At 45.6% G+C, this 22,649-nt stretch carries 26 protein-coding genes and 1 other annotated feature; of the genes, 16 read left to right on the forward strand and 10 right to left on the reverse strand.

Annotated elements, in window-relative coordinates:
• Window positions 1–63 precede the first annotated feature (63 nt).
• Complete coding sequence (locus tag KNO73_RS03815; RefSeq protein WP_215112068.1) at window positions 64–789, forward strand: MerR family transcriptional regulator; 726 nt, start codon at window positions 64–66, stop codon at window positions 787–789.
• A 5-nt stretch (window positions 790–794) separates the two neighbouring features.
• On the opposite strand, the gene KNO73_RS03820 is transcribed toward KNO73_RS03815, so the two are convergent.
• A complete protein-coding gene (locus KNO73_RS03820; RefSeq protein ID WP_215112069.1) occupies window positions 795–1,496 on the reverse strand; it encodes a CPBP family intramembrane glutamic endopeptidase in 702 nt (233 codons plus the stop codon).
• A gap of 120 nt (window positions 1,497–1,616) precedes the next feature.
• Here KNO73_RS03820 and KNO73_RS03825 point away from each other — a divergent pair, with 120 nt between their 5' ends.
• Window positions 1,617–1,973 (forward strand): NUDIX domain-containing protein, encoded by a 357-nt coding sequence (locus KNO73_RS03825; protein WP_215112070.1) that lies wholly within the window; start codon window positions 1,617–1,619, stop codon window positions 1,971–1,973.
• Window positions 1,970–2,887 carry an alpha/beta fold hydrolase gene (locus tag KNO73_RS03830; RefSeq protein WP_214812539.1) on the forward strand — a complete coding sequence of 306 codons (918 nt, stop codon included), beginning with the start codon at window positions 1,970–1,972 and terminating at the stop codon, window positions 2,885–2,887. The genes KNO73_RS03825 and KNO73_RS03830 overlap by 4 nt, the downstream gene beginning before the upstream one ends.
• A 1-nt stretch (window position 2,888) precedes the next feature.
• Here KNO73_RS03830 and KNO73_RS03835 read toward each other — a convergent pair whose 3' ends face one another.
• Window positions 2,889–4,112, reverse strand: a complete 1,224-nt coding sequence (locus KNO73_RS03835; protein ID WP_214812541.1) for an MFS transporter — start codon at window positions 4,110–4,112, stop codon at window positions 2,889–2,891.
• Window positions 4,113–4,179: 67 nt separating this feature from the next.
• Window positions 4,180–4,433: a binding site (T-box leader), on the reverse strand.
• A 214-nt stretch (window positions 4,434–4,647) separates the two neighbouring features.
• Here KNO73_RS03835 and KNO73_RS03840 point away from each other — a divergent pair.
• Together KNO73_RS03840 and KNO73_RS03845 are read left to right on the forward strand one after the other, a co-directional pair.
• Window positions 4,648–5,058 (forward strand): amidase domain-containing protein, encoded by a 411-nt coding sequence (locus KNO73_RS03840; RefSeq protein WP_215112071.1) that lies wholly within the window; start codon window positions 4,648–4,650, stop codon window positions 5,056–5,058.
• A 152-nt stretch (window positions 5,059–5,210) separates the two neighbouring features.
• Window positions 5,211–5,648, forward strand: a complete 438-nt coding sequence (locus KNO73_RS03845) for a hypothetical protein (RefSeq protein ID WP_214688764.1) — start codon at window positions 5,211–5,213, stop codon at window positions 5,646–5,648.
• An 11-nt stretch (window positions 5,649–5,659) separates the two neighbouring features.
• On the opposite strand, the gene KNO73_RS03850 is transcribed toward KNO73_RS03845, so the two are convergent.
• Entirely contained in the window at window positions 5,660–6,499 is an 840-nt protein-coding gene (locus KNO73_RS03850; protein WP_215112072.1) for an IS30 family transposase, read from the reverse strand.
• 432 nt (window positions 6,500–6,931) lie between these two features.
• Between KNO73_RS03850 and KNO73_RS03855 the strand changes: the two genes are divergently transcribed.
• From KNO73_RS03855 to KNO73_RS03865, 3 genes are read left to right on the forward strand one after another with little or no spacing between them, the layout of a single operon-like run.
• Complete coding sequence (locus KNO73_RS03855; protein WP_215112073.1) at window positions 6,932–7,453, forward strand: M3 family metallopeptidase; 522 nt, start codon at window positions 6,932–6,934, stop codon at window positions 7,451–7,453.
• On the forward strand, window positions 7,446–8,018 hold the full coding sequence (locus KNO73_RS03860; RefSeq protein WP_215112074.1) for a M3 family metallopeptidase: 573 nt from the start codon (window positions 7,446–7,448) through the stop codon (window positions 8,016–8,018). Before KNO73_RS03855 ends, KNO73_RS03860 begins: the two co-directional genes overlap by 8 nt.
• A 9-nt stretch (window positions 8,019–8,027) precedes the next feature.
• Window positions 8,028–8,303, forward strand: a complete 276-nt coding sequence (locus KNO73_RS03865) for a M3 family metallopeptidase (protein WP_215112075.1) — start codon at window positions 8,028–8,030, stop codon at window positions 8,301–8,303.
• 148 nt (window positions 8,304–8,451) lie between these two features.
• On the opposite strand, the gene KNO73_RS03870 is transcribed toward KNO73_RS03865, so the two are convergent.
• The 4 genes from KNO73_RS03870 to KNO73_RS03885 form a co-directional block, all read right to left on the reverse strand.
• The gene (locus KNO73_RS03870) at window positions 8,452–8,805 is read right to left on the reverse strand and encodes a nucleoside 2-deoxyribosyltransferase (RefSeq protein ID WP_215112076.1); all 354 of its coding nucleotides are present in this window, start codon (window positions 8,803–8,805) and stop codon (window positions 8,452–8,454) included.
• Window positions 8,806–9,092: 287 nt separating this feature from the next.
• Entirely contained in the window at window positions 9,093–9,572 is a 480-nt protein-coding gene (locus KNO73_RS03875; protein ID WP_215112077.1) for a helix-turn-helix transcriptional regulator, read from the reverse strand.
• 25 nt (window positions 9,573–9,597) lie between these two features.
• Window positions 9,598–9,894 (reverse strand): hypothetical protein, encoded by a 297-nt coding sequence (locus KNO73_RS03880; protein WP_215112078.1) that lies wholly within the window; start codon window positions 9,892–9,894, stop codon window positions 9,598–9,600.
• A 98-nt stretch (window positions 9,895–9,992) separates the two neighbouring features.
• A complete protein-coding gene (locus KNO73_RS03885; RefSeq protein WP_078146888.1) occupies window positions 9,993–11,198 on the reverse strand; it encodes a cation:proton antiporter in 1,206 nt (401 codons plus the stop codon).
• 118 nt (window positions 11,199–11,316) lie between these two features.
• Between KNO73_RS03885 and KNO73_RS03890 the strand changes: the two genes are divergently transcribed.
• From KNO73_RS03890 to KNO73_RS03910, 5 genes are all read left to right on the forward strand, one after another.
• Window positions 11,317–11,685, forward strand: coding sequence for a PH domain-containing protein (locus KNO73_RS03890; protein WP_078146889.1), 369 nt, complete (start codon window positions 11,317–11,319; stop codon window positions 11,683–11,685).
• 99 nt (window positions 11,686–11,784) lie between these two features.
• Entirely contained in the window at window positions 11,785–12,465 is a 681-nt protein-coding gene (locus tag KNO73_RS03895; protein WP_215112079.1) for a hypothetical protein, read from the forward strand.
• Between the two features lie 6 nt (window positions 12,466–12,471).
• Window positions 12,472–13,140 carry a hypothetical protein gene (locus KNO73_RS03900; protein WP_215112080.1) on the forward strand — a complete coding sequence of 223 codons (669 nt, stop codon included), beginning with the start codon at window positions 12,472–12,474 and terminating at the stop codon, window positions 13,138–13,140.
• Between the two features lie 73 nt (window positions 13,141–13,213).
• The gene (locus KNO73_RS03905) at window positions 13,214–13,696 is read left to right on the forward strand and encodes a GNAT family N-acetyltransferase (protein ID WP_214684315.1); all 483 of its coding nucleotides are present in this window, start codon (window positions 13,214–13,216) and stop codon (window positions 13,694–13,696) included.
• A 9-nt stretch (window positions 13,697–13,705) separates the two neighbouring features.
• Entirely contained in the window at window positions 13,706–14,686 is a 981-nt protein-coding gene (locus tag KNO73_RS03910) for a Gfo/Idh/MocA family protein (protein ID WP_215112081.1), read from the forward strand.
• Between the two features lie 139 nt (window positions 14,687–14,825).
• On the opposite strand, the gene KNO73_RS03915 is transcribed toward KNO73_RS03910, so the two are convergent.
• Together KNO73_RS03915 and KNO73_RS03920 are read right to left on the reverse strand one after the other, a co-directional pair.
• Window positions 14,826–18,212 (reverse strand): dynamin family protein, encoded by a 3,387-nt coding sequence (locus tag KNO73_RS03915; protein ID WP_215112082.1) that lies wholly within the window; start codon window positions 18,210–18,212, stop codon window positions 14,826–14,828.
• A 16-nt stretch (window positions 18,213–18,228) separates the two neighbouring features.
• Window positions 18,229–18,849: an NAD(P)-dependent oxidoreductase gene (locus KNO73_RS03920; RefSeq protein ID WP_215112083.1), complete on the reverse strand. Its 621-nt coding sequence runs from the start codon at window positions 18,847–18,849 to the stop codon at window positions 18,229–18,231.
• Between the two features lie 175 nt (window positions 18,850–19,024).
• Between KNO73_RS03920 and KNO73_RS03925 the strand changes: the two genes are divergently transcribed.
• The 3 genes from KNO73_RS03925 to KNO73_RS03935 all read left to right on the forward strand — a co-directional run bounded on the left by KNO73_RS03925 (window position 19,025) and on the right by KNO73_RS03935 (window position 22,251).
• Complete coding sequence (locus KNO73_RS03925; RefSeq protein ID WP_215112084.1) at window positions 19,025–20,116, forward strand: FUSC family protein; 1,092 nt, start codon at window positions 19,025–19,027, stop codon at window positions 20,114–20,116.
• A gap of 111 nt (window positions 20,117–20,227) precedes the next feature.
• Window positions 20,228–20,755 (forward strand): PH domain-containing protein, encoded by a 528-nt coding sequence (locus tag KNO73_RS03930; RefSeq protein WP_215112085.1) that lies wholly within the window; start codon window positions 20,228–20,230, stop codon window positions 20,753–20,755.
• Complete coding sequence (locus KNO73_RS03935; RefSeq protein ID WP_215112086.1) at window positions 20,752–22,251, forward strand: PH domain-containing protein; 1,500 nt, start codon at window positions 20,752–20,754, stop codon at window positions 22,249–22,251. Before KNO73_RS03930 ends, KNO73_RS03935 begins: the two co-directional genes overlap by 4 nt.
• Window positions 22,252–22,463: 212 nt before the next feature.
• On the opposite strand, the gene KNO73_RS15040 is transcribed toward KNO73_RS03935, so the two are convergent.
• Window positions 22,464–22,586 carry a hypothetical protein gene (locus tag KNO73_RS15040; protein ID WP_255349577.1) on the reverse strand — a complete coding sequence of 41 codons (123 nt, stop codon included), beginning with the start codon at window positions 22,584–22,586 and terminating at the stop codon, window positions 22,464–22,466.
• Between the last annotated feature and the right edge of the window lie 63 nt (window positions 22,587–22,649).

Raw genomic sequence — 22,649 nt, forward strand, 5'->3', positions numbered from 1 at the left:
GGGATTTATCAGTTCAAAAGATATTCATACATACACGTCATATGTAGTTAGGAGGGTCAAAAATTGACCAAACACTATTCAACGGGAGAGGTCGCAAGAAAACTGAACGTGTCTGTGCGTACGCTTCGATACTATGACCAAATCAATTTGGTCACCCCCTCGTATACGAACGATGTACAGAAACGATTTTATAGTGATGACGAAATGTTTCGACTTCAAAAAATCATGCTTTTAAAATCGATGACCGTCCCGCTCGATGAGATTCGGAGAATTTTAGATGAGGAATCTCTTACAAGCATCTTGTCCGCCCATCTGTCCTCGTTAGAAGGAAAGATAGAGGAATTGAAGCAGGCGCAGAACCATACGGTCACGCTCCTTCAATCCATGAAGCTTGAAAATGAAAAAATCGATTGGACGAAACTGCAAACTATCCAAGCTAAATCAAATGACCGGAAACAATGGACGGACTATTTTACGGAAGAAGAGTCTGCTTCATTGCAAGCAAGTTTACCTAAATTAGAAGACGGTGAGCATGATACGAAAAAGTGGATCAACTTGATTCGGAGAACCGAAATTCTAATCGAACGTGGGGTCGCCCCTTCCTCAAAAGAAGCCCAAATTCTTAAAGAAGATTTGACTTGGTTAACAGACGAGACATTTGGAGACAATCAACAATTGATTGAATCATTTTGGAAGATTCGAAAATCAACTGATGCATCGAATGAATTAGGACTGTATCCAATCGATGCATCGATTCTTGCCTATATTGATTCACTATATCAAGAGTGATTCCCTCACGCCAATGCAGTCAATAGAACGGCTAGCCCATTAAAGGTTCCATGGATGAGCATGCTGGAATAGATAGAGTTGGTCCGTTCATATACCCAAGCGAATACTAGTCCCGATACAAAATTGACGAGTAACGTGTTTGTCGTCGGTAAATGAGCGAGAGTGAATATTCCAGCACTTATTATCATCCCGATCCCGACCCCAAATCGTTCTTGAAAGAAGCGGTATAAGAACCCACGATAAAAGATTTCTTCATAGATTGGTGATATGATGGCCGCCGATCCAAACGCAATTAGTATGGAGATAATCGACAAGTCACTTTGCAAACTCTCTGTTTTTGTATTCGACGTACCGATGCCGAAATATGATTGGACTACGACGATGATGATACTGAGTACAATTAACACAATTGTCCATAGAAAGATCATCCCCGAGTCTTTCCATGAGATGCGGCGAAGTCCTAACGTTTCGAGCGATAAGGTCCGAGGACGTATCGCGACGAGATAGAGGACGGTCATAAATATTATGGCTAATAACAGGCCGATACTTGTTCCTGAATAGAGGGTGTTTCCCCATGACCGCTCTAAAAAGTTGTGTAAGTGTTGCTCGATGAGTAGAGGCGTCACTCCGAATAGAAGAACCATCGTAATTGCAAACTGATTCCATGTCCAAATGGGAGTTGTTTTCTTTTGCATTTGATTCAACATCGTATTTCCTCCTTATGTGGTTGTAGCCCCATCATATCGGGTGACGTAACGTCACCTGCAAGCAGAAAAATGAAAAGGGGGAAATAAGACTATGAAACAGTGGATTGGATCAGCTGCTTTATGCATCAACGAAGAAAAAAAGTCTTGTTCGTAAAGAATCGTGACGTACAACAATGGAGTTTACCATCAGGCGGTCTAGAAGAAGGAGAAACGCCGGAACAATGTTGCCAGCGTGAAGTGTTCGAAGAAACGGGCTATCGCATTTCGATTAATCAAAGATTACATATCAAACGAGCCATCATCTCAAGTTATCAAGTCGAAACGCACTATTTTTTGGCAACGTGTAAGGAGCGGTTGGCGACCGCAACTATCGACTCGGACATCGATAAAGTCGATTGGTGGTCGAACCATGAAATAGAGCGATTGGAACTTGCATTTCCAGAGGATTTTGAGCTGATTAAACAGTGGAGTGTATGAATAGAGTGATTGAAGTCAATGGATATCACATGGAATATCGATTATTCGGTTCCGGGGAACGCCTCATCGTTGTGATGACAGGAATGGGAGGTTCATTCGAAGAGTGGGTTTCTCTTTCTGAACAATTAAGCGAGTCGTATCAAGTATTGCTTTATCATCGCTCAGGTTATGGTGAGAGCGAGATAAATATGCGCTCGAGTCGAACGTCATCTCATCTTCTTGAATGTACAGAATTGTTGGATGCCCTTCAGCTAAAACAACCAATCATATTAGTCGGTCATTCTTACGGAGGTCTGTGCGCGCAACACATGGCCAAACTTATTTTGGATAGAGTAGTAGGAGTCGTACTCGTTGATTCCACTTCCCATAACCTTTCAATATTAGATGAGTTAGAAACGCCTATAATGGATGGTCAGTATTCAGATGAAGATTGGCGGACGATGTGTCGTTCTTATTCAAATCTATCGAAAGAAGAATTAGAGCGACTCCATCAGCCAGAACTTTCACTCGAACAACAAGGCTTATCATCAGATGTACTCGCACGTCTCAAGCGTTTTTATCAATCTCCTCAGTTGTATAAAACGATGTTGGAAGAAGAATCGTTTTGGCATGACGATGCCTCAATCATCAAACAAATGGGTACCTTTTCATCAATCCCGTTAATTGTCATCGGTCGAGATTCTGAAGCGATGATTGAAGAAGGGATAAATGGAGGGTTACCTGAGGCTGAAATTCGCTTGCTAGAAGAGACGTGGCATGATCTGATCCATCAACAGTTGAGATTATCAAATCAATCGGAACTCATCATCGCAGAAAAGGCAGGACACCAAATTCATTTACAACGACCAGACACAATCATCGAAGCGATTCATCGAATCGAACAAGCCGGTCGCATAAAAACGACCGGCTCATGACTTAAGACACTTCTTCGATTTGATTGTGATTGAAATACTCCCGTTTCGAACGGTCGCGCATGACATGTATGGTGTAACAACCAACAAGAAAGAAGATAATCGAGAATGCGAGATAGACCGGGCGAATCCCAATCATTTCGGCAAGGAGTCCAATCCCAAACGTGAGTAGGATGACGAGTAGCGACTCTGCCACATTGATAGCGCCAGAGAACCTACCCATGATTTCGACCGGGACATGGTGTTGATAGAATGATAAGAATCCTGTATTTGCAAAGGCAAGCGCGAATGTCAGGACAAAAAATCCGATGGAAGCCATTGTGAACGAGGATGAACTTGCGAATAGGAGATAGCCGACTGGTGTCATGATCGCCCCGAATCCGATACAAAACGATAAGGACAAGCGGTGACTCCATCTTGAATTGATGAGTGATCCAAAGATGATCCCAATCCCAGCGATACTGACGAGAAACCCATATCGGCTCTCAGACAAGTGAAGAACTTGGGTCGCGAATGACGCCTCCAAGGAATCGAGCCCAGACATGAAGATGGTCATGACACAGAACAATCCATAGATGAGCGTCACGTATTTGGCATTTGATGCAAATCGTACGACCATTTTCCAATCCTCGATAATGAAACTTACAGAGAATGGTTCAATCGACGCTTCTGTTCGATGATGAGACGGAAGGCGCGACAACATACTGACCGAGACGATGAGTGCGAACGCATTCACGAAAATCGCAAATGTTGGGCTCCCGACTAGAAAGAGCAGTCCTGCAATCGTCGGACCTAGAATATACCCGGATGACTGTACAAAGTTCTTCATCGCATTGAACTTTTGTCGGTTCGAGGCAGGTACGAGTTGCGTCATGTAGACCAGACTCGATGATTCGAATAACGAGCTCATCACATTGAGAAGAAAGACGATCCCGTAGATGAGCCACAGTGAATCAATCCAGCCTAAGCTGAATACGAGGAACGCACGCAGACCATCCAGTAACATCATCAGTCGTCTCGTATCGACCCGGTCAATCAGGCTACCTGACCAAAGATTCGAGACGAGCGAGGCGAGCGGGACTAATACATAGAGAATCGAGACGGCGAAAGGGGATCTAGTCATCTCTAAGATAATCAAGTTGAGCGCAATGAAGTATATCCAGGCACCAAGGTTTGAGATTCCGACACTAACGAGCAGTAACGTAGAGGTTTTTCGAAACGAATTCAAGTCAATCACTCCTTCTATTTTTGATCACTTTCGGAACGCAAAAAAATCCCACCCCCAAGAACGAATTCTTGGGGACGAGATTCTCATCGTGGTGCCACCCCTGTTCGTCCGCACGTCACCGCACGAACCTTATTCGGTACTGCCGAATGAATCGGACTATACCTCAACTCTATAACGGGAGTTCCCGTCGCCACATCCCTCGGGGGGAGTTCCATAGCGCTGCTCAGAGGTTTGTTTCAATCAACGTTCTTTACTCCTTTTCACCAAACGGAGCTCTCTACGAAAGATTCATTGATGTACTGTTCTCTTCATCGCGTTTGTCAGATCATTTTTAAAAGGATAGCACATTATGAAAAAATTGGAAACAACAATTCATCGTATAAAAACAAAAGTTTTCCTGCATGAATGAAAAATTAAAGATATTTAGGATAATTAAAATTTAAAGGAAGATATTAAGCTTCGTGATATTGCCAATGAAGAATTTGAACAAGAATTAGAAGAACAGGAAGCGCTAAAAATTCCTCAGTTCTCCATCATGGCTACATACAACAGAACTAAAGTGGCTGATTATGCAAGGCAATATGTAACCAAAACCAATCCCAACTATAAACGTTATAATTTAAACTGTACTAATTTTGTTTCACATGCGATTCACGCTGGTGGAAAAGCGGAAGTAAAACCATCGCCTGTAAAAAATGGTATGCTTGAAACGACCACGTATTGGTTTAATGACAACTACATGGATTGCACAGGGTCTAATAGTTGCTATGTGCGAGATAAGACATCTACCTCATGGGTAAGAGTGACGGATTTCTACTCGTATTGGACAAAGAAAGGCATGAGCGCCACAACTAGTACTAACAAAAACACCATCATTAGTAATGCAAACGTTGAGATGTCATTCAATTTAAAAGTAAAAATGGATGGTTTCACTCGGTTGTCGTAAATAGAAAAGCTAATGGAACTGTATATATTTCTTCTGATACAGCCAATTATTATAACCAAGACTTCAAAAACCGAGGCAATGATTCCCTTAGTTTTAGAGTAATTAAAATTAAATAAAGTCTTATAAGGACTTTGATAATTTGAGGAGACTATATGAACTATAAAAAGATCACCTACACTATTTTATCTATTGTTTCGATCTTAGCAATCTGGATCATTTTTTCTATAAATCAACCTCCTAAATGGATCGGGAATTCTAAACAATGGGAAGCAGAATATAATAGAGAGTCGAATGCTCCAAAAGGTGACTGGACAGGTTACGTGTACTGGCTTGGTGAAAACGATGCTACATTAGTTGGGGTTGAACTCACTAAAGACGGTGAGCTGATCCATGAGCTTGAGAATACCAGCGAACACCTGACGGGGGAAAAGAATTCCACCATCTTCATTCACACTTGGGAACCAATGTTTAAAAGTGAAGATGAAAAAGTGGAATTGACTATTCAGTGGGAAGATAAAGAAGGGAACCATGAAGATACGATTGTTCTGAACCCTAAAAATCGGTATTTTGTCTTCCCTAGTTTTATTTAATAGACGGTTTGTCAAATTAAGCGCAACACTTCCACGGTGAAGGCCTCGTGTGCGGTCAGGTATTTTCTCGGCCGCCCGTTGGCGTTCTCGTTGCTCCCCCGTTGCCACGATGCGTACGGGTCGGCGAAATACATCGGTACGCTGAGCGACGCCTGGATGCGCTCGTGACCGCTGAACTCTTTGCCACGGTCCGTCGTCGCCGTCTCGAACGTGCCGTCCGGGAGGGCGCCGTGCACCGCATGGATCGCCCCCTCCATCGAGGCCGCGGTGCGGTCCGCGATCGGCAGGGCGAGATAGAACCGGCTCTTCCGCTCGATGAACGTCGCGACGCACGCCTTCGATTTCCCTCGTCCGGAGACGACGGTGTCGAGCTCCCAGTGCCCGAACGTCCGGCGCCCCCTGACCTCTGGCGGCCGTTTCGAGATGGGGAGTCCGATGTTGATGCGCCCGCGCGTCTCGGTCGGCTTTTGACGTTTCCCCTTCTGGCGGAGCACGGTCAGGGGCACGTCGATCCGTCCCGCGTAAATCCATCGGTAGATGGTGGAGAAGGCAATTTTCTCTGTGTAGAGACGGCCGACGATCTGTTCCGGGGACCAGGTCGCACGCAGCTTCTCGACGATCGTCCGGCGCATCGTGTCATCGAGTTTCGTTTTGGCGCCGCAGTTGGTCTTCGTCTTCTCGTAGCGTTTCTGGGCACGTTCAGCCACGTAGTCGGGGTTCCGTCTGATCTCCCGCGAGACGGTCGAGGGCTGTCGCCCGAGCCGTCTCGCGATGAACCGGATGGACATCCCGAGCTCCAGATAGGTCTCTATTTTCACGCGTTCCGTTGTGGTAAGGTGGGTGTAGCTCATGCGATTTCCTCCGTTTGAATGTGTGTTGTGGTGACTTCATTCTACACGAGGAGAGCGTCATGGGCTTTTTTGTGTTCACGTTTGGGTGTCGCACTTAATTTTATAATTCATCTATAATATAGAAAGCTAACGAAGAATCGAGGTGCAGTGTTGATCGACTATAAAGAGATAAAAGAGACGAACCAAGTACTTGCGACTTTTCATAAAATTGATTCCAATCAATTAGATGGCTTCATATCGAAACATTCGATATTGATCGGGAGATATGATGAATACGTCACGAAGAGTTACATTGACGTACAGCGATACAGCGATTGTGAAGAAGTAAATCAAAGACAACATCATGTTCAAACCGTGATAAAACCTGCACTCAATGAGCTGAAAAGACATGTTTCACGAATTATATTACAGTCTATTAAGGATGAGAATCACGTGACGCGCCTAATGCGAAATCGGATGAATCTTTATCATGAAGAGAATGTTGATTTATTGATCGAAGAGGATCAACTTATACAGAAGTATTTGCAAATAATCGGTCAATTGACTGACCCGACAGATCATTCTAAGTCGATTGCGGAACTTCATGGAGACCTATACGATGCTGACGAATCCATCCGAAAACAGGCTTTTACGCTCATTTATAAAGCGTATGTCTCAACAGAAGCTGACATCACTGAATGCTTGAGAAGTCTTATTCAAAATCGGGAACATCAGTCACAACGATTAAACGCTAAGAGTTATCGTGAACTAGCCTTTATGAAGCTAGGTCGTCTAGATTATGATGCCGAGGATTGTATACGATTTGCGAATCAAGTGAGTAAACATTTTGAGCCACTTCGCCGCTCGTTCCAGCAACTACAGACAAAGGAATTGAAGAAATCGAAACTTTCGCCATGGGATTCATTTTATTTCTCCCTTTTCGAATCATCACGATTTATCCGTTTCGTTGCATGACTTAATCAGTGGAACGGAACGAATCTTGAATGAAGTCGATTCCTACTTTGAAAAGCTGTTTAGGGACATGTGTGCGAAGGGCCATCTCGATCTAACGCCTCGACCGAATAAAGCGGAAGGTGGATTTTGTGAATCTTTACCCGACTCAAAATCATCTTTCATTTTTATGAACCGATTCGGTGGATTTGATGACTACATTGCTTTAATAGATGAAATGGGTCATGCCATCCACCATGATCTCTCACAGCAACACCTATTTTTCGAAGCGCAGACCATTTCGTTTGAAGTCGGCGAATTCGCACCTATGTCACTAGAGCTATTTTCGATGAACCAACGGACAAAAATCTTTTCAGATGAACGAGCTTTCATTCAAGCTAAACTAGAACAGTTTCGATTAATCATCGAATTTTTACCAAGTGTTTTCATCGTGGACCAATTTCAACATAATCTATATGATTCAGAAAAGAACGTGGACACATTTGATGAAACATTCAAACGCTTAGTCGATCAATATGAGACTGATTTGATTGATTGGAGCGATGTGAGTGATTTGAAAGGAAAATAGTGGCTGCGCGTGATTCATCTTTTTGAAACGCCTTTCTATTACATAGAATATGCGCTTGCTCAGATTGCTGCACTTCGGATGTATATGCAGTATAGGCAACATCCAGTCGACACTCTGAACCAATATAAGAATGCATTAGCTTTAGGTGGTACTGCTTCGATTCCTGATACTTATCGAGTAGCAGGCGTATCCTTGTTTCCATCTGAGGAAGAATTAGTCGAGTTGACTGATTTCTTAAATACTGAAATTCAACATTTGGTGATGCAATTGGGTAGAATTGAATAATCTAAGTACCTATTAAATATAGATTAACGCAACAAGCATTTCACGGAATGGGTAGGCTACAACCCGGCTCGATTCCGTGAGAATAAAGGACATCAGCTCAAACGTGATTAGAGAGCTCCAATCGACCTTGGATTCGGCGGGGGAGGTCCTAGAAAGGTCCCTCCAAGCGTTGTACCGCATCCACATGGTAAAACGTGCTCATCTCCTCCATATTCATCATCTGATCACCCAAATCGTATAAAAAGACCGATTTGTTCATTCCGAGTGCAATCCCGAGTTCAACATGTGCGCCTTTACCTCCAGGCAAGAGGATGACGATGAAGTCCGCTGTTTGAATTCCAGCAACCTCTTCTTCGCCAATCGCACGTAACGCATCGATTGAAGCGGCACGTTCGTTCTGGGTCCAGTCGTATGTATGGGTGTGACCGAGCGCAATGAGCTCATTACGCATGAACCGTACTTCTTCGATATTTGAAAAGCTTGAACCGACATAAAATCGCATACAAAGACCTCCAATTCGTCACAAATAGTTCATCTGGTAAAGCGCTACGACATAAAATAGGATAATCAACAGACAACAGAGTACAAGGAAAAAAATCACGCTAATCAGGACGAATTTCATCAAAGAAAGTGGAAGGTATGATTGAATCAAGCGCGTGATTGATAAAGACGAGAGTACGAGTAAAATGATTGTGCCAACGAACCAAATGTAGTCATACGCAATGTTTCGGGATCAGCCAAAAGTAGACGATCGTTATGACGATTAGACAGAAAGCCATCATCAAATCTTTATGCTTTCGTGTCATCTGATTCCTCACGATGAAGTTCCAACTTCGACCTTACCTGTTCGGCATCCTCTGCATCAAACGTGCTGTACCACCTCACATGGTTGAGATCGATGATCCGATAATGTCCGCTGATGATATTTTGTTGAAGGGTGTAATGTGGACCTGACTCGATTGCATGCCAAAAGACGCGTCCGCCGAGTGTTTTTTCTTTCGGCTCATAAGTGTTCTCGGTCGCAATCAGTTTGACGAATTCAACGGGGTCGTCACCAATCAAGTGTATGAGAATCTCACTTTCGTTAAACAAGGCGCATAGCGTCACAATCGTCGACCAGCTTGCTTCATTTCTCTCCTTCTCGATTTGGATGAGTGTTTTTTTTGAAATCCCAAGTAAGTTCGCCATCTCTTCCTGTGAATACTGGGATTCGATGCGAATCAATTTCATTTTTCGAGAGACTTGTTCAATAAATTCGGATTTTTGCATAAGCGCTCCTTTTTGTTTGTCTGACTTACAGCGTCGCTGAGCTTATGAAAATCAAGATCCACGAGATTCCGAGAAACACGATAAATAAGAGCAGACAGACGATGATATAACAGCAAATGTATTGCCAGTAGGTCAATCGTTTTGATTGATAATAATGGTATGTAAAACTGAATGTCGAAATCCCGATGACTAAGAACGCAACGATATCCCAGATGATGCCAACCTTCAAGAACGATGGAGTCAGAAACGAAGCGATGAGTGCAAGCAGGACGGTCACAATCCCCGTATAGATGGCAGCGGATGGTGTTGAAGTGTTTTCCAACGAATCACCTCCTAGTATATTATAAGTGTAATTTTACACTAAAAGTGGGCGATGTCAATTTCAGAATGTAAAAAACCCTTCTCTAAGGAAGGGTCTCGTCACTCGTCATGTTTATTCGTTAAATAGGTCGTTAATGGGTAGACCCCGATGCTTTGTAAGATCAGAGAGAGTAAAATGACGGCAAACGCGAGAGATATCATTTCGCTCGAGCCGTTAATGTTCTCTGCCTCTAGCCAGAGGACGAGGGCGATCGACATCGTTCCTTTAATTCCTGACCACGTGAGTAATGAAGTCGCCGTTAAATCATCTTTAAATTCTCTACGCCATACAGGAACAGTATAAACGAGACCGCCGACGACGATGAACCGGGTCAGAAGCGAAAGCAAGAATAAAAGAACAGCGAACGTCCAGAGCGATACAGACAAATAGCTGGTCGCCTCGATTCCAATCAATAAGAACAGGAGAGCGAGCAATATCGGAATGACGATGTCCCAAAATCCATTCAAGTGACGCTGGACCGATTCGTAGTCCTCTTTCATGCCGAGCTCATGAGAAAGCATCATTCCGGCTGTGACGGTCGCAAGGACCCCCGATACTTCTAGCGCGTCGGCGAGATAAAATGCCCCGTATGCGATGACGATCGTCAACATGACGAGCTCATGCTTTTTAAAGCTGACAATCATCAATTTTTTAAGTAATAATCCAAAAATGAAGCCGATGCCGATTCCTCCGGCTGACACAATTAAAAATTCAGTTAAAAAGTTGAGCGTGGAGAACTGTTCTCCTGTCGCGAACATACTGAGGAAAATCGTGAAGATGACGACACTCGTCCCATCGTTCACCATCGATTCACCTTCGACAACATCCGCAATCCGTTTTTCCCCTTTACTCCGTTTTAAAATGGCTGTCACGGAAACAGGATCGGTCGGAATCAAGATGGACGCCAATAAGAAAGAGGCGGTCAGGCTGAGCGGGGTGAAGAGCTCGCTGATCCAAAACGTGCCATACCCCATCAGGATGGCTGTCAAGACAAGACCAATCGTACTCAATATCGTGATGATCCCGATATTGTCTTTCAAATCTTTGTATTTGAACTGATAAGCCGATGTAAACAGAAGTGCTGGTAGGAACACCTCGAAGATTATATCTTTTGAAATGAATACCGAATCAAAAAAGGCGATGTATGAGAGACCAATCCCAATCAAGACCAAGATGACCGGGACAGGGAAGTAATTTCGTTTGGAATCAATCAAATAAATGAGATAGCCAATCAGTAGCAATGTGATGATTTGTTGCGCGATCATGACGACGTCCTCCTCTACAATCAAGTTGCTATACACTATCTTCCCATTCAAGGTCTAATCAAACGAGAATTGTGGAATATAGGGATAGTACATTCATTTCATAGAGGGAGGAATCGATATGGGAAACCCGATTGGTGATTTGTCGTGGACGTTTTATTCAGAGTGTGAGGTGCCGATTGATATCACGGAGTCATTCATCGATGGGGAGCGGGCCGTCGCTGCCTACAAGACTGTCCGTGACATCGCCGTCTTCACGAACAAACGTCTCATTGTCCGTGATGCGCAAGGGCTCACGGGGAAGAAGATAGAGGTGTACTCGCTTCCGTACGACTCAATCAATATGTACTCGACGGAGAATGCGGGAAGAATGTTCGACTTGAACTCAGAAGTTCAACTGTTCACTCGAGCCGGAACGATCAAAATCAATCTAAATAAAAAAGTGGATGTGCGTAAGTTCGACAGATTACTCGCAGAAGCAATTTTGTAAAGCAGTGGACCGAGAGTTCTCGGTCTTTTCGTTTGGATTTTTCTGACAATTCGTCGTATGTCGTGTTACGATAGTACATAATGTGTGACGGAGGTTACGATGCGATTTTCAATCCGATTATTGATGGTCATGTTAAGTAGTTTGATGTTGGTGACTGGATCCATCTATCTGGTCCGACTGTTTTGGGAATGGTTTCACGACCCGACAAAAGGTGGAATCGTGCTTCTTTTTTCTGGAGAGGACGGAGCCAGCAGTGATGAACATGGAGGGAAGTTTCGTCTGAAAGATGATGAGGGTTTTCAATTCTTGAAGAATGACTTTTTAGACTATACGTTCGAAACAGGAGGGACAGTAACCGAGTCGGGAAATTCATACTGGTTATGGTTCCTTATTGGGGGTTTGATTGTTCTCCTGATTTTGACGCTCAGCGTGCTCAGGAAAAGAAAGCGTGTCGTCTCGACCATTGATTTCTCGAGTGACGCCGTAAAACGAAGAGGGCGTAAGGCTAAAGCAAATGGATTTGTGGAATCCAAAGAGGTTCAATGGACCGATAATGCGGTTCGGAATGCGCTCATCCAGTTCAATCTGGACTTGCCGATTGCCTCAAGACATCAATCGAATGAGACGGTGTTGGATTGGTTCAAGCGAATCGGAGTGGAAGAGTTGGACCTTTCGCCTTATTGGAAATCGAGATATATAGACGAAGTGGTGAGTGATGAAGAATCTAGACGATTTCGAGCAGCGTTGGAGTTTAAGCGATTCGAAGACGGTAAGGGGTGATTGTGTATGAACGATGAAATAGAGGTGGTTGATTCCGATACGCGGAAGCCGATGGGTTCCGCTCGTTTGGTCAAGACCGATCATCAATTCTACATCCATTGGAATGGGTTGATTATGGACTTCAAACGGCATGAATATGTGGCAGGTATTCGAATCATTGACGAGAATCACTTGTTCATTTGGGCGTTTACGTTAGAAGGAGAACCGATCAATGCGTGGGTGTTAGATGCAGACGGAGACATCAAACATTCATTTCACGCAGGTAACGCGATTGCAGTAGTCGTTATAAATGAAACGGGAATCTGGATCGGGTATGGGGACGAGGGTATCTTTGGAGAAGGGATCTCGACCGAGGCACTCGTCTGCTTCTCAACAGAGGGAACCGTACGTTTTCACTATAATCAAGAAGTCAGAAAGGCCCCGGTCCTTCATGATTGTGACGTGATGTGTGCATCAGAGAAGGGGGTGTGGGTCATCTCTTCAATCGACGGTCGTCTCGTTCATGTCCAAGTGGACGGACGGATTGACTCTTATCCGATGCCACGTCATCTCCTTGACTGTTCCTCGTTGACTATTGAAAACGGTGTAGCCTATGTCGGAAATGAGGAAAAGACTTATCGTTGGCCGATTAAGGAGAGGAGACGTGCCGAAGTCTTTCAGAATGAAACCAAATAATAAGAGAGTATATTAGCTTGAAATATATTTCGAATACCGTATTTTTAATCATATATAGACAGGGATGAACTAAATGATTGTACCAATCAATACTTGTATGCAAGAAGATATCCGCTATTTTTTTGTTAAACATTGGGGTTCAACTCAAATGGTCGTTTCTTCGGGAACATACGATTGTGCAGAGCTCGAAGGATTTGTCTACATGAAAACTAATCAAATTCACGGTCTTGTTACGTATGTTATTCGGGATGAAGAAGTAGAAATCATATCTCTTGATAGTCTGATAGAGAATAGTGGGATCGGCTCTCACTTACTCCATGCTGTTGAAGAAATTGGTATGCAGCACGGAGTTAAGCAATTAATCGTCATCACAACCAATGATAATTTGAGAGCGCTTGGCTTTTATCAACGTCGTGGCTATCGTCTAGAACGAATCATTCATGATGCGGTGACGCGGGCAAGAAAACTGAAAGCGACAATCCCACATGTCGGATATGATAAGATTCCATTATTGGATGAAATTTTACTCATCAAAAAACTGAAAGAACAGAAATGAGGAATTCACATGATTCGTTTCGGCATCATTGGTACAAATTTCATCACAGACTGGTTTATTGACACAATCAATCAGTTGGATGACGTAGAAGTGACAGCACTCTACTCGCGCACGGAATCACGTGTTAAAGAATACGCAGAAAATCACTCCATCTTACATACGTTCACGTCACTTGAAGAAATGGCTCAGAGTGATGTCATCGATGCCATCTATATTGCGAGCCCGAACTCACTTCACGCCGAACAGAGCATCTTATTCATGCAGCATGGCAAACACGTCCTCTGTGAAAAACCGCTCGCCTCGAACGTCCAGGAAGTCACTCGTATGATTGAAGTCGCGAAGGAGAACGAGGTCGTCTTACTTGAAGCACTACGAAATCTGTTCATGCCGAACCTTGAACGGGTTCAACAGGCGATGGAGCGAATTGCTCCGGTGCGTCGGGCCGTTTTCAATAAATCACAGTATTCTTCACGATACGACCTGTACAAGAACGGGGAAAATCCAAACACGTTCAATCCTGAGTTTTCGAACGGCTCGTTGATGGACCTCGGTGTCTATCTCCTCGGACCTGCCTTAAAACTGTTCGGTCAGCCGAATGAAGTCCAGGCGAGCGGGGTTACGTTAGAATCGGGAGTGGACGGGAGCGGAACGGTCATTCTCTCCTATGATGACCTTGATGTGATTGTCATGCACTCAAAGATCCATGCGACATCGACGCCTTCTGAGATCATCGGAGAAAAAGGGCGTATCGTCATCAATGATATCGCGACGTGCGATGAAGTCCGTCTAGAGTTGCGAGATGGCACGTCAGAAATCGTATCAGAATCACAGAATGCTCCGATGTCCTATGAGATCGAAACGTTTGTGCGAGCAATCGAAGCTAGGAATTTAGAGACAGTTGCGCATTCAGCAACAGACATGGTTCGTCTTGCTGATGTGATGACGAACGTTCGAACACAGCTTGGCGTGGTCTATCCGGCGGACAAATAAGTACAAAACGGTCCTTGATGTCATGTGAACATCAAGGACCGTTCCCGTTATTCTTTGTTCAAATAGAGATATCTCAGGAAGAGTCCCAAGACAATCGTCATAACGACAGCGGGAATGAGTCCGATGAGCAGTAATGTGTTCATACCGTTTCCTTTCTGAGAGACTCGAGACGTTCATGCATCTCATCAAAGGAATGGTTGTCCGTCAACATGCTGAGCTCTGCATCGGCGATTTCCGTCACTTGAGTCGACCATTCTCGTTCAATCTCGATTTCGGATTTCTTGATTTCTTCGTTGGCCCGCTCGACTTGGTTCGAGTGAATCGTTTCAAGACGCGACCGAATCATATCGCGAAGCAGTGAGTTCAACTCATCTTTCAGTTGTGTCCGTCCGTCTCCCTCGAAAAATTGACTCGCATTCTTATAGCGCTTCAATACCGACTGATAAGGTGATGTCTCGAGATGAATCGGTTCGACAGCCTCTCGTAACCATGCCACGTCGAGGTCATGGTCAAATTCAAGCGTCGGAAGGAGCGACGCATGACGCTCGGTCAACCGTTCGACCAAGGCTACGAATTCGCGTTTAACATATCGCTCCAACCGATACTGGAACACTTGGAGCTCTTGCTGGATATCGTAGGCGTATTTGTCGAGTGTACGTCCGAGGGCGCGCTCCAAGCTCTTTCTCGATCCATCGACCTCGACCGGATGGAACGTCTCCTTGACGAAGTCCGAGAGTCGGAGAAGTGATCGCGTCTCGAGGTGGGCGAGGAGTTCTTTCGCTTCCCGGTCAAATAAATCGATGAGTGCTGACACATCGAGTGCCGGTGGGTTCTCGAGTAAAGCAATCAATTGCTGGCGACGATGTTCTTTCGCCGACGCGTCTTCTTTCGCTTCGTTCAAAACACGATCAAATGTAGCGAGTAGCGCCGTCGTTTCTTCCTGTATACGCATCGCGTTCGCGAGGCGAAGGTCTTTGTCGACATAGCGTTCAAGTGTCGAGACGAACCGGTCAAACCCAGCATCATCGCCCTGCATGGCGTTTCGGCTTGAAATGGGGAGAACGCTTGGTCTGCGGACACCGAGCGCGGTCAACTGTTGTGAGACATAGCTTGTGACCGCATTCCGCTCCTCGTCATCTTTCGCAAGATCAGATGCGTTCACGAGGAAGAACATCTCGTGATCTCCTGTCCCCTGGACCCGTCCGAGTTGGATGACGAGCTCCCGGTCCGCTTCGGTGAACGCATGATTATAATACGTGACGAACAAGACGGCATCCGCGTCACGCATATAGCCGAACTGGACCTCGCTATGACGATTGAACTGTGAATCGGCACCTGGCGTATCGACGAAGACGATGCCACGCCGTGCCCAAGGAGAGTCGAGGTAGAGTTCAATTTCTTTCACGATACAGCTTTTCTCTTCTTGTGCGACGAATGCGCAGAACGTGTCATAGTCGACGATTTCCGTTAGACCGAGATAATTGAGCGGTGCCGCTTTTACCGCATTGACGAACGGGTGGTCGACATCGAGCGAGGTGAGGGAAGTCCCGTAACCTTGTAGCTCATCCTCAAGTTCATCCCGTGATTTGAAGGTGATCATCGCCGTTCGATTCGTCCGACCATCTGGCGGTACGATTTTTGTGATCGAAGCCGTCAATGGGTTCGGTGAGGTCGGTAGAACCGTCTCACCGAGAAGGGCATTGAGGGTCGATGATTTTCCGGCCGAAAACGCACCGAAGATGGCGAACGTATATTGCTCATGCTTCGCACGTTCGATTTTCTTACGTAATGTCGAGACCCGGGAGCGGAACAACGGATGATTCTCTAATATTTCACATACCGTATGTTCATAAGAAAAATTGAAATCAAATAGATCATGATGATTATCTAAAATCGACGTCGATGCAACCTCTGATTCAACAACATTCGACTGTTTTTCCGGGAGATACGTTGCATCGACATAGTTTCGAACGGCCAACTGATCTAAATGATTTGAATCAAGTTGCAACGCTTCATATTGACCGATAGCATTCAGACGGTTCGAAAGACGAATCCGTAACGCTTCCGTATCGAGCGCTTCATACAACGCTTCCTCTTCAGTCGTAAATTGTTCCAAGCGCATGTCGACTTCCGCTTTCATGTACGTATCCGTCGAATGGACCCAAGGTTCAGATACTTTCGTCACCCATGACGCAAGGGCCGTCTCGATGTCACGACTGAACTGCAACACTGTATCACCACTTAGGGATGCACCGGATTTCACTTGTTCGGTGATGAGTGAGCTCGGTGCAATCGGGAGGACATCGCCTTTCGGTAGCAAGGTCTCTGGAAGTTTCAAATCTCGGATGATGTCTTCCGCGTACTTCACGAGATGTGGACGTAAGTTCATATCAATCAGACGGTTGAACTCTTTGACCGCCACTTCCTCACGACGAGCTCGTTCTTGCTTCGTCTTCTCTTTTGAGAATAAGAGACCGACCTTGAAGGACGGGGCACAACTCTCGAGATAGGACCGCAACAACTCACGGAACTCATAAGTCATGATCGGCGCACTTTCGACGATTGGTGCCTGATGTTTGAAGAATTCGCGACGGAATGAGGTCCACCATGCCCGTTTCTTTTCAAGGCGATGTAGACGTGACTGCATTTCCTTCGGACTCTTTTCATAAGTTGGCAATTGATCCAACATCGATTGAATCGATGTTTCGTTGCGGCGGACTAACGTATCAATCAATGCATCCGCATGCTCGACTTGTTGCTGTTTTGCCTCGTCGATGACTTGACGTACATATGACCGCAAGCGCTCCACTTCGTTATGCGGATGTTGCCCATCACGAAGTGAAATGTAGAATGTGTCATTTGGGACGATGTCATGATGTCGGAACGCTTTCGTCAATGACGCTTTGAACTCCACGAAAGAGAGTTCACGCTCATCATGCTTGTCGATTTGGTTGATGATGATGGAGTAGGGACGTCCTTCCCGGCTAAATTGTTTCATCAGTCCGATGTTTTGTTCCGATTGGACATGGTTGTAGTCCATCATGAAGAACAAGTGATCGGCCAAGAAGAGCGAGCGCTCCGTCGCTTGGCGATGACGTTCATCCGTTGAGTCAATCCCTGGCGTATCCATCAACACGACGTGTTCATCAAATGGGAATCGGTCAATCGTATACTCGACTTCCTTGATTTCCTCGACTTTGCAATAGTCACTGATGTTTGATAGGGAAGAAGAATCTAGTGAAATCCAGTCCGTATCATTGATTGCGACGGCTGCCGCTGATTCGCCACCCCGTAATGTGACGATGTTGGCACTCGTCGGAATCGGACTTGTCGGAAGGAACCCTTCCTCTAGCCAATCATTGAGCAATGTCGACTTTCCGGCTGAGAAGTGACCACAGACGGCAATCCATACTTCTTCATTTGTTACTTTTTGTAGGGCGGTACGGGCGAGTCGTGCAGCGTCCGTCATCTCCTCTTGTTCAAACGTCAAAGCGAGTCGTGCCAATTGTTCTTGTTGTTCGTGCATGTTTCCCATCCCCTAATTATGATTCCGTCGTGATGCCGACACGGTGTCCGACATAGTCATCGTCCGTTAAACAAGCCATCACCAAATCGGCAACGTCATCTCTCGAAATTGGACCTGAATGTTTCGTCCCCAATACCTCTTTTGACACGATGATTTCACCGGTAGATTGCTCATCGATCAGTTGAGTCGGACAGATGACCGTGAAGGCTAAGCCTGAATCCCGTAATAACTCATAAGCACGGGCGTGATCTTCGGCTGCGGTTGTCATCGTACGTTTCGATTCTTTCGTTTCAAAGCGGTAGTTGTCGCTGTCATGCGCCTGCAAGATGCCTGCGGTCCCGACCGTGATGATGCGTGTTATGTTAAATTGTTTCATCGCTTCGATCACGAGTGGTGTGAATGTAGACAATACGTTTTGTTTGTCCGTCCCTAATGCCGAGATAACGAAGTCTGCAGATTGAACCGTTTCTAGTACTGCTGCTTGGTCCGTCGCGTCTCCGATGATTTCGTTGACACCCTCCTTGGAATCCATCGAATGTCTTGTTAAAAGTGTGACGTCATGTCCGTAATTCAATAAACGCTCAAGCACCCGTTCCCCTGTACGGCCACTTCCGCCGAATAAAGCAATTGTTGACAAGTAAACCCCTCCCCATCAAGATGAAAGAAATATCCAACGCCATCATAACACGGAAGCGTTCACAAAACTTCCTAAAATGGTTCATTTCCACTTGAAAAGAATATGGTACGTTTTAGAATTGAGGAAGAAGGTAAAAAATACATATGACAGGTGTAAGAGAGGAAGGCACCGCTACATGAAATTTGGGGCTAGAACTTTTAAGACCGGACTATCGGTTGCAATCGTCTTGCTGATTGCCGAGGCATTTCAATTCCAACAAATCGTCGTCCCGGCGCTCGCTGCGTCACTCGCGCTCCTGCCGTCGGTCTATCAAACCGGGCTTCGATTGATTGAGGAAATGAAAGGGAACCTGATTGGAGCATTACTCTCCGTCGGATTTCTGCTTTTCACTCCGAATCCGACACCAATCGTTATCGGATTCGTCATCATCATCGCCATTTCCATTCTTCTCTTTTTAAATTTAGAATCGACGACACGGACCGTCATCTTGACGACGATTCTCATCATGGAAGGGGCGAGCCAGTCGGATATGCCGATGTGGGTGTTTGCGGGCGAACGTTATCTACTCATTATGATGGGGATTACGGTCGCGTTGATTGTGAATGCACTGTTGTTCCCACCTCGCTACGAACGGAAACTCGAAGCACAGATCACCGACACATGTCAAATGATTGTTCGGATCGCACGCTTGTTCGCGGAGACGGAAGGCGGCCGCTCCTCATTCGACTCGTTACCAGAGACGAAAAAGTTGCATAGCGACTCAAAACAAACATATGCCTATTTTGAAGAAGAAATTAAAGCGAATCGTTGGCTTGAGAAGAAGACACCGATCTTCCGTCGAGCTGTCCTGAAGTCTAAAATGATTGAGACGAACCGTGCCGCGCTCCATGTCATCGAGAAGCTCGATCATGATTTTCATACGATTGAACAACTTCCTCCACAATTGAGCGAAGAGCTGTATCGCCACATTCGTCACTTGTTGCGTCGACATGAGCGTCTGTTTTCAGCCTACGAGCTCGAGAACGAGCACCTCATCGACCGGGAAGAGGATCTCATCCATGAGAACTTTGACTTTGCGAAGTTAATGATTGAGAAGATGAGAGAAGAAGAGGAAGAACTCATTCTCATCGTCGTGCCGCTCGTGGCGACGATGACTGACTGGGTCAAGGCAATGAATGAACTCGAACGCTACCTTGTCACTGAAATGAAGAAACATGGAGACAACCTAAAAGTGGAACCACGTAAGAAATGGTTTTTTGAAGACTAAGTAACGGGCCGATATTCGGCCCGTTACTTGTTTAGGTTCAATATGAAACCTTTTTGAGACTTGAGCGTATACAATAGAGAGAGAAACATATGAACGATAGGGGGATTCACCATGTCAGAAACAACACCGACACCTGAAGAAGGTGTCACACCACAACGAATCAGCGGCACACTTCCAATCGAGGCACGTGCCGTCTTCCGGTTATCAAGTGCGATTTTTTATCTCATCGGACTTCTTGTCATAGGAGCTCTCGTGGCGGCCGCTTACTGGTTCGACTGGCCGATTTGGATACAGATTGGTTTGATCGTGCTACTCGTCATCGATGTCGTCTATAGTTTGATTGATCTCATCTGGTTCCAAAAGTGGAAACAAGAACGATTCACGTATGACGTTCAGCCACTTGAGATTCGAATTCACCATGGGATCATCACGACACACGATGTGCTCATCCCGATGACAAAGGTCCAATATGTTCATGCGGAACAAGGACCTTTTCTCCGTAAATACGGGTTACAGACCATCACCATCGGGACAGCGGCCGGTTCTCACGAAATCTATGCGATTGAAGAGTCGTTCGCCAAGACACTCCGTGAACAGATTGCCATCTATGCGCGCATTGAAGAGGAGGATGTCGTATGACCGAGACCGCGTTAACATGGCATCGACTCCCGAGTCGCGTTTTGGTGCTGCGTATTCTCGAAGTCATCAAGTCGTTCGCCATTCCAATCATCTTACTCTTTGTGCTCAATAACGACTGGGACTCGACATTCGGGATCATCATCCGAGTCGGGATTTTACTCTTCCTATTACTCGACATTGTTCAGAAGTTCTTCGGATGGTTAAACTTCCGTTATGCCCTCGATGAAAAGACTGTCTATGTCATCGAAGGGAACTGGTTGAAAAAAGAAAAATCGCTTCCACTCTATAAGATTCAAAGTGTTCATTCGAACAGTCCATTCCTCTATCGGTTGCTTGGTGTCGTCGAATTGACGTTCGATACGAATGCCAACAGCGACGATGCCTCTTTCAAGTTGGCGGGTGTCTTCCCAACCGAAGCCAAACGACTTGAAGAAATCCTTGAGCAAGTCCGTCATCGTAAACAGAATACACAAATCGAAGGCGACACTGAAGAGGAAAAGGTTGCAACCGAACAGACAGAGCCGTTACCAAGTCGCCTGTTGTACGCCTTATCTACGCGCGAAATCGTATTGGCATCCATCACGTCGCTCTCTGTCTTCGCCATCTTCCCGGTCGCCTCGACGGTTATCTCGTCAATCGACGACTTCATCAATTTGGATGGGGCGTTTAATCAAGTCGAAGATTATGTCGTCCATGCGTCCGTCATCGCCATCGGTCTTCTTGTCATCGGAGTGTTGATGCTATCGATCGTGATCGGCATGGTCATCAACTTCTTAAAGTATGGGAACTTCCGACTTGAGCGGAGAGGGGAACGCATTCGCGTCGAGAAGGGATTGTTGAACCGAAGTGCCAAAGAGATCCCATATGAGAAGATCCAAGCGATTCGCATCAAAGAGACGTTCATTCGTCGCTGGTTCCACATCGTCGGGGTCGAACTCGTCGCAGCAGGGACGATGGATGAATTGAAAGATGAATCGTCGACGATTCTCCCGTTCGTCCGTCGTGACCGGGCGATGCAAGTACTCCGTGAACACTTCACGCACTTCACATGGTCGGACGAACTACATCGACTCCCTAGACGTGCCTTAGGAATTAAACTACTCCGAATCAGCTGGTTCGGCTTCATCATCTCAGGACTCGTACTATATTTCTTCCGAGATTATGCTTGGTGGCTCCTGCTCTTATGGGCCATCATCATCGGGGGGCGCGTCCTCAGTTTTGTTACCACAAAATATGTCCGCATGGATCAATTCATTCAATTGCGAACGGGTGCATTCAACGTCCGCTCATTCTTGACGGACAAACCACGGATCGAACAGATTCAAGTGAAGCAATCGATTTTGCAACGTCGATTCGGACTTTGTACGGTGCAGTTCTCGACACGTGGAGGATTCTTATCAGTCGAGACTATCGATGATATCCCGAAAGAAGATGCGGATGCGATGCTCGTCTGGTTCTCCCGATACAGTGAGATGAACGAAAACCGCTCAGGCTGATTGATCCTGAGCGGTAAGATTATTTGTGATTTTCGTGTCAAATAACGTTTCTCTTACTGAAAACGCGGATAAAGTATGGTATGATGCAAGTAGAAAGAGACCGGTGCTGGACACACCGACCTCTGGCTTACAGGCTACCACTTTAAGAGTGGTCCCAGCCGCCACAATGGTTAGTGAATCAGAAAGTGACCCATCTCATTGCGCCGAGGGGGTCATTTTTTTGTGCGTTCAGACGTTGCACGATCGGATGTTCGGTGAATCACCAAGTGAACGATGATCGGAGCAAGGATTGGGATCATCACATAATCCCCAACCCAGGTCCAAAGTTGTTCCATCCGCACCACCGCCTTCCTCCATTGTGGACTTGGCGGCTGACCCCACTATTGCTGCGTTAACCT

Source organism: Exiguobacterium sp. s83 (assembly GCF_018617095.1).
GTDB lineage: Bacteria > Bacillota > Bacilli > Exiguobacteriales > Exiguobacteriaceae > Exiguobacterium > Exiguobacterium profundum.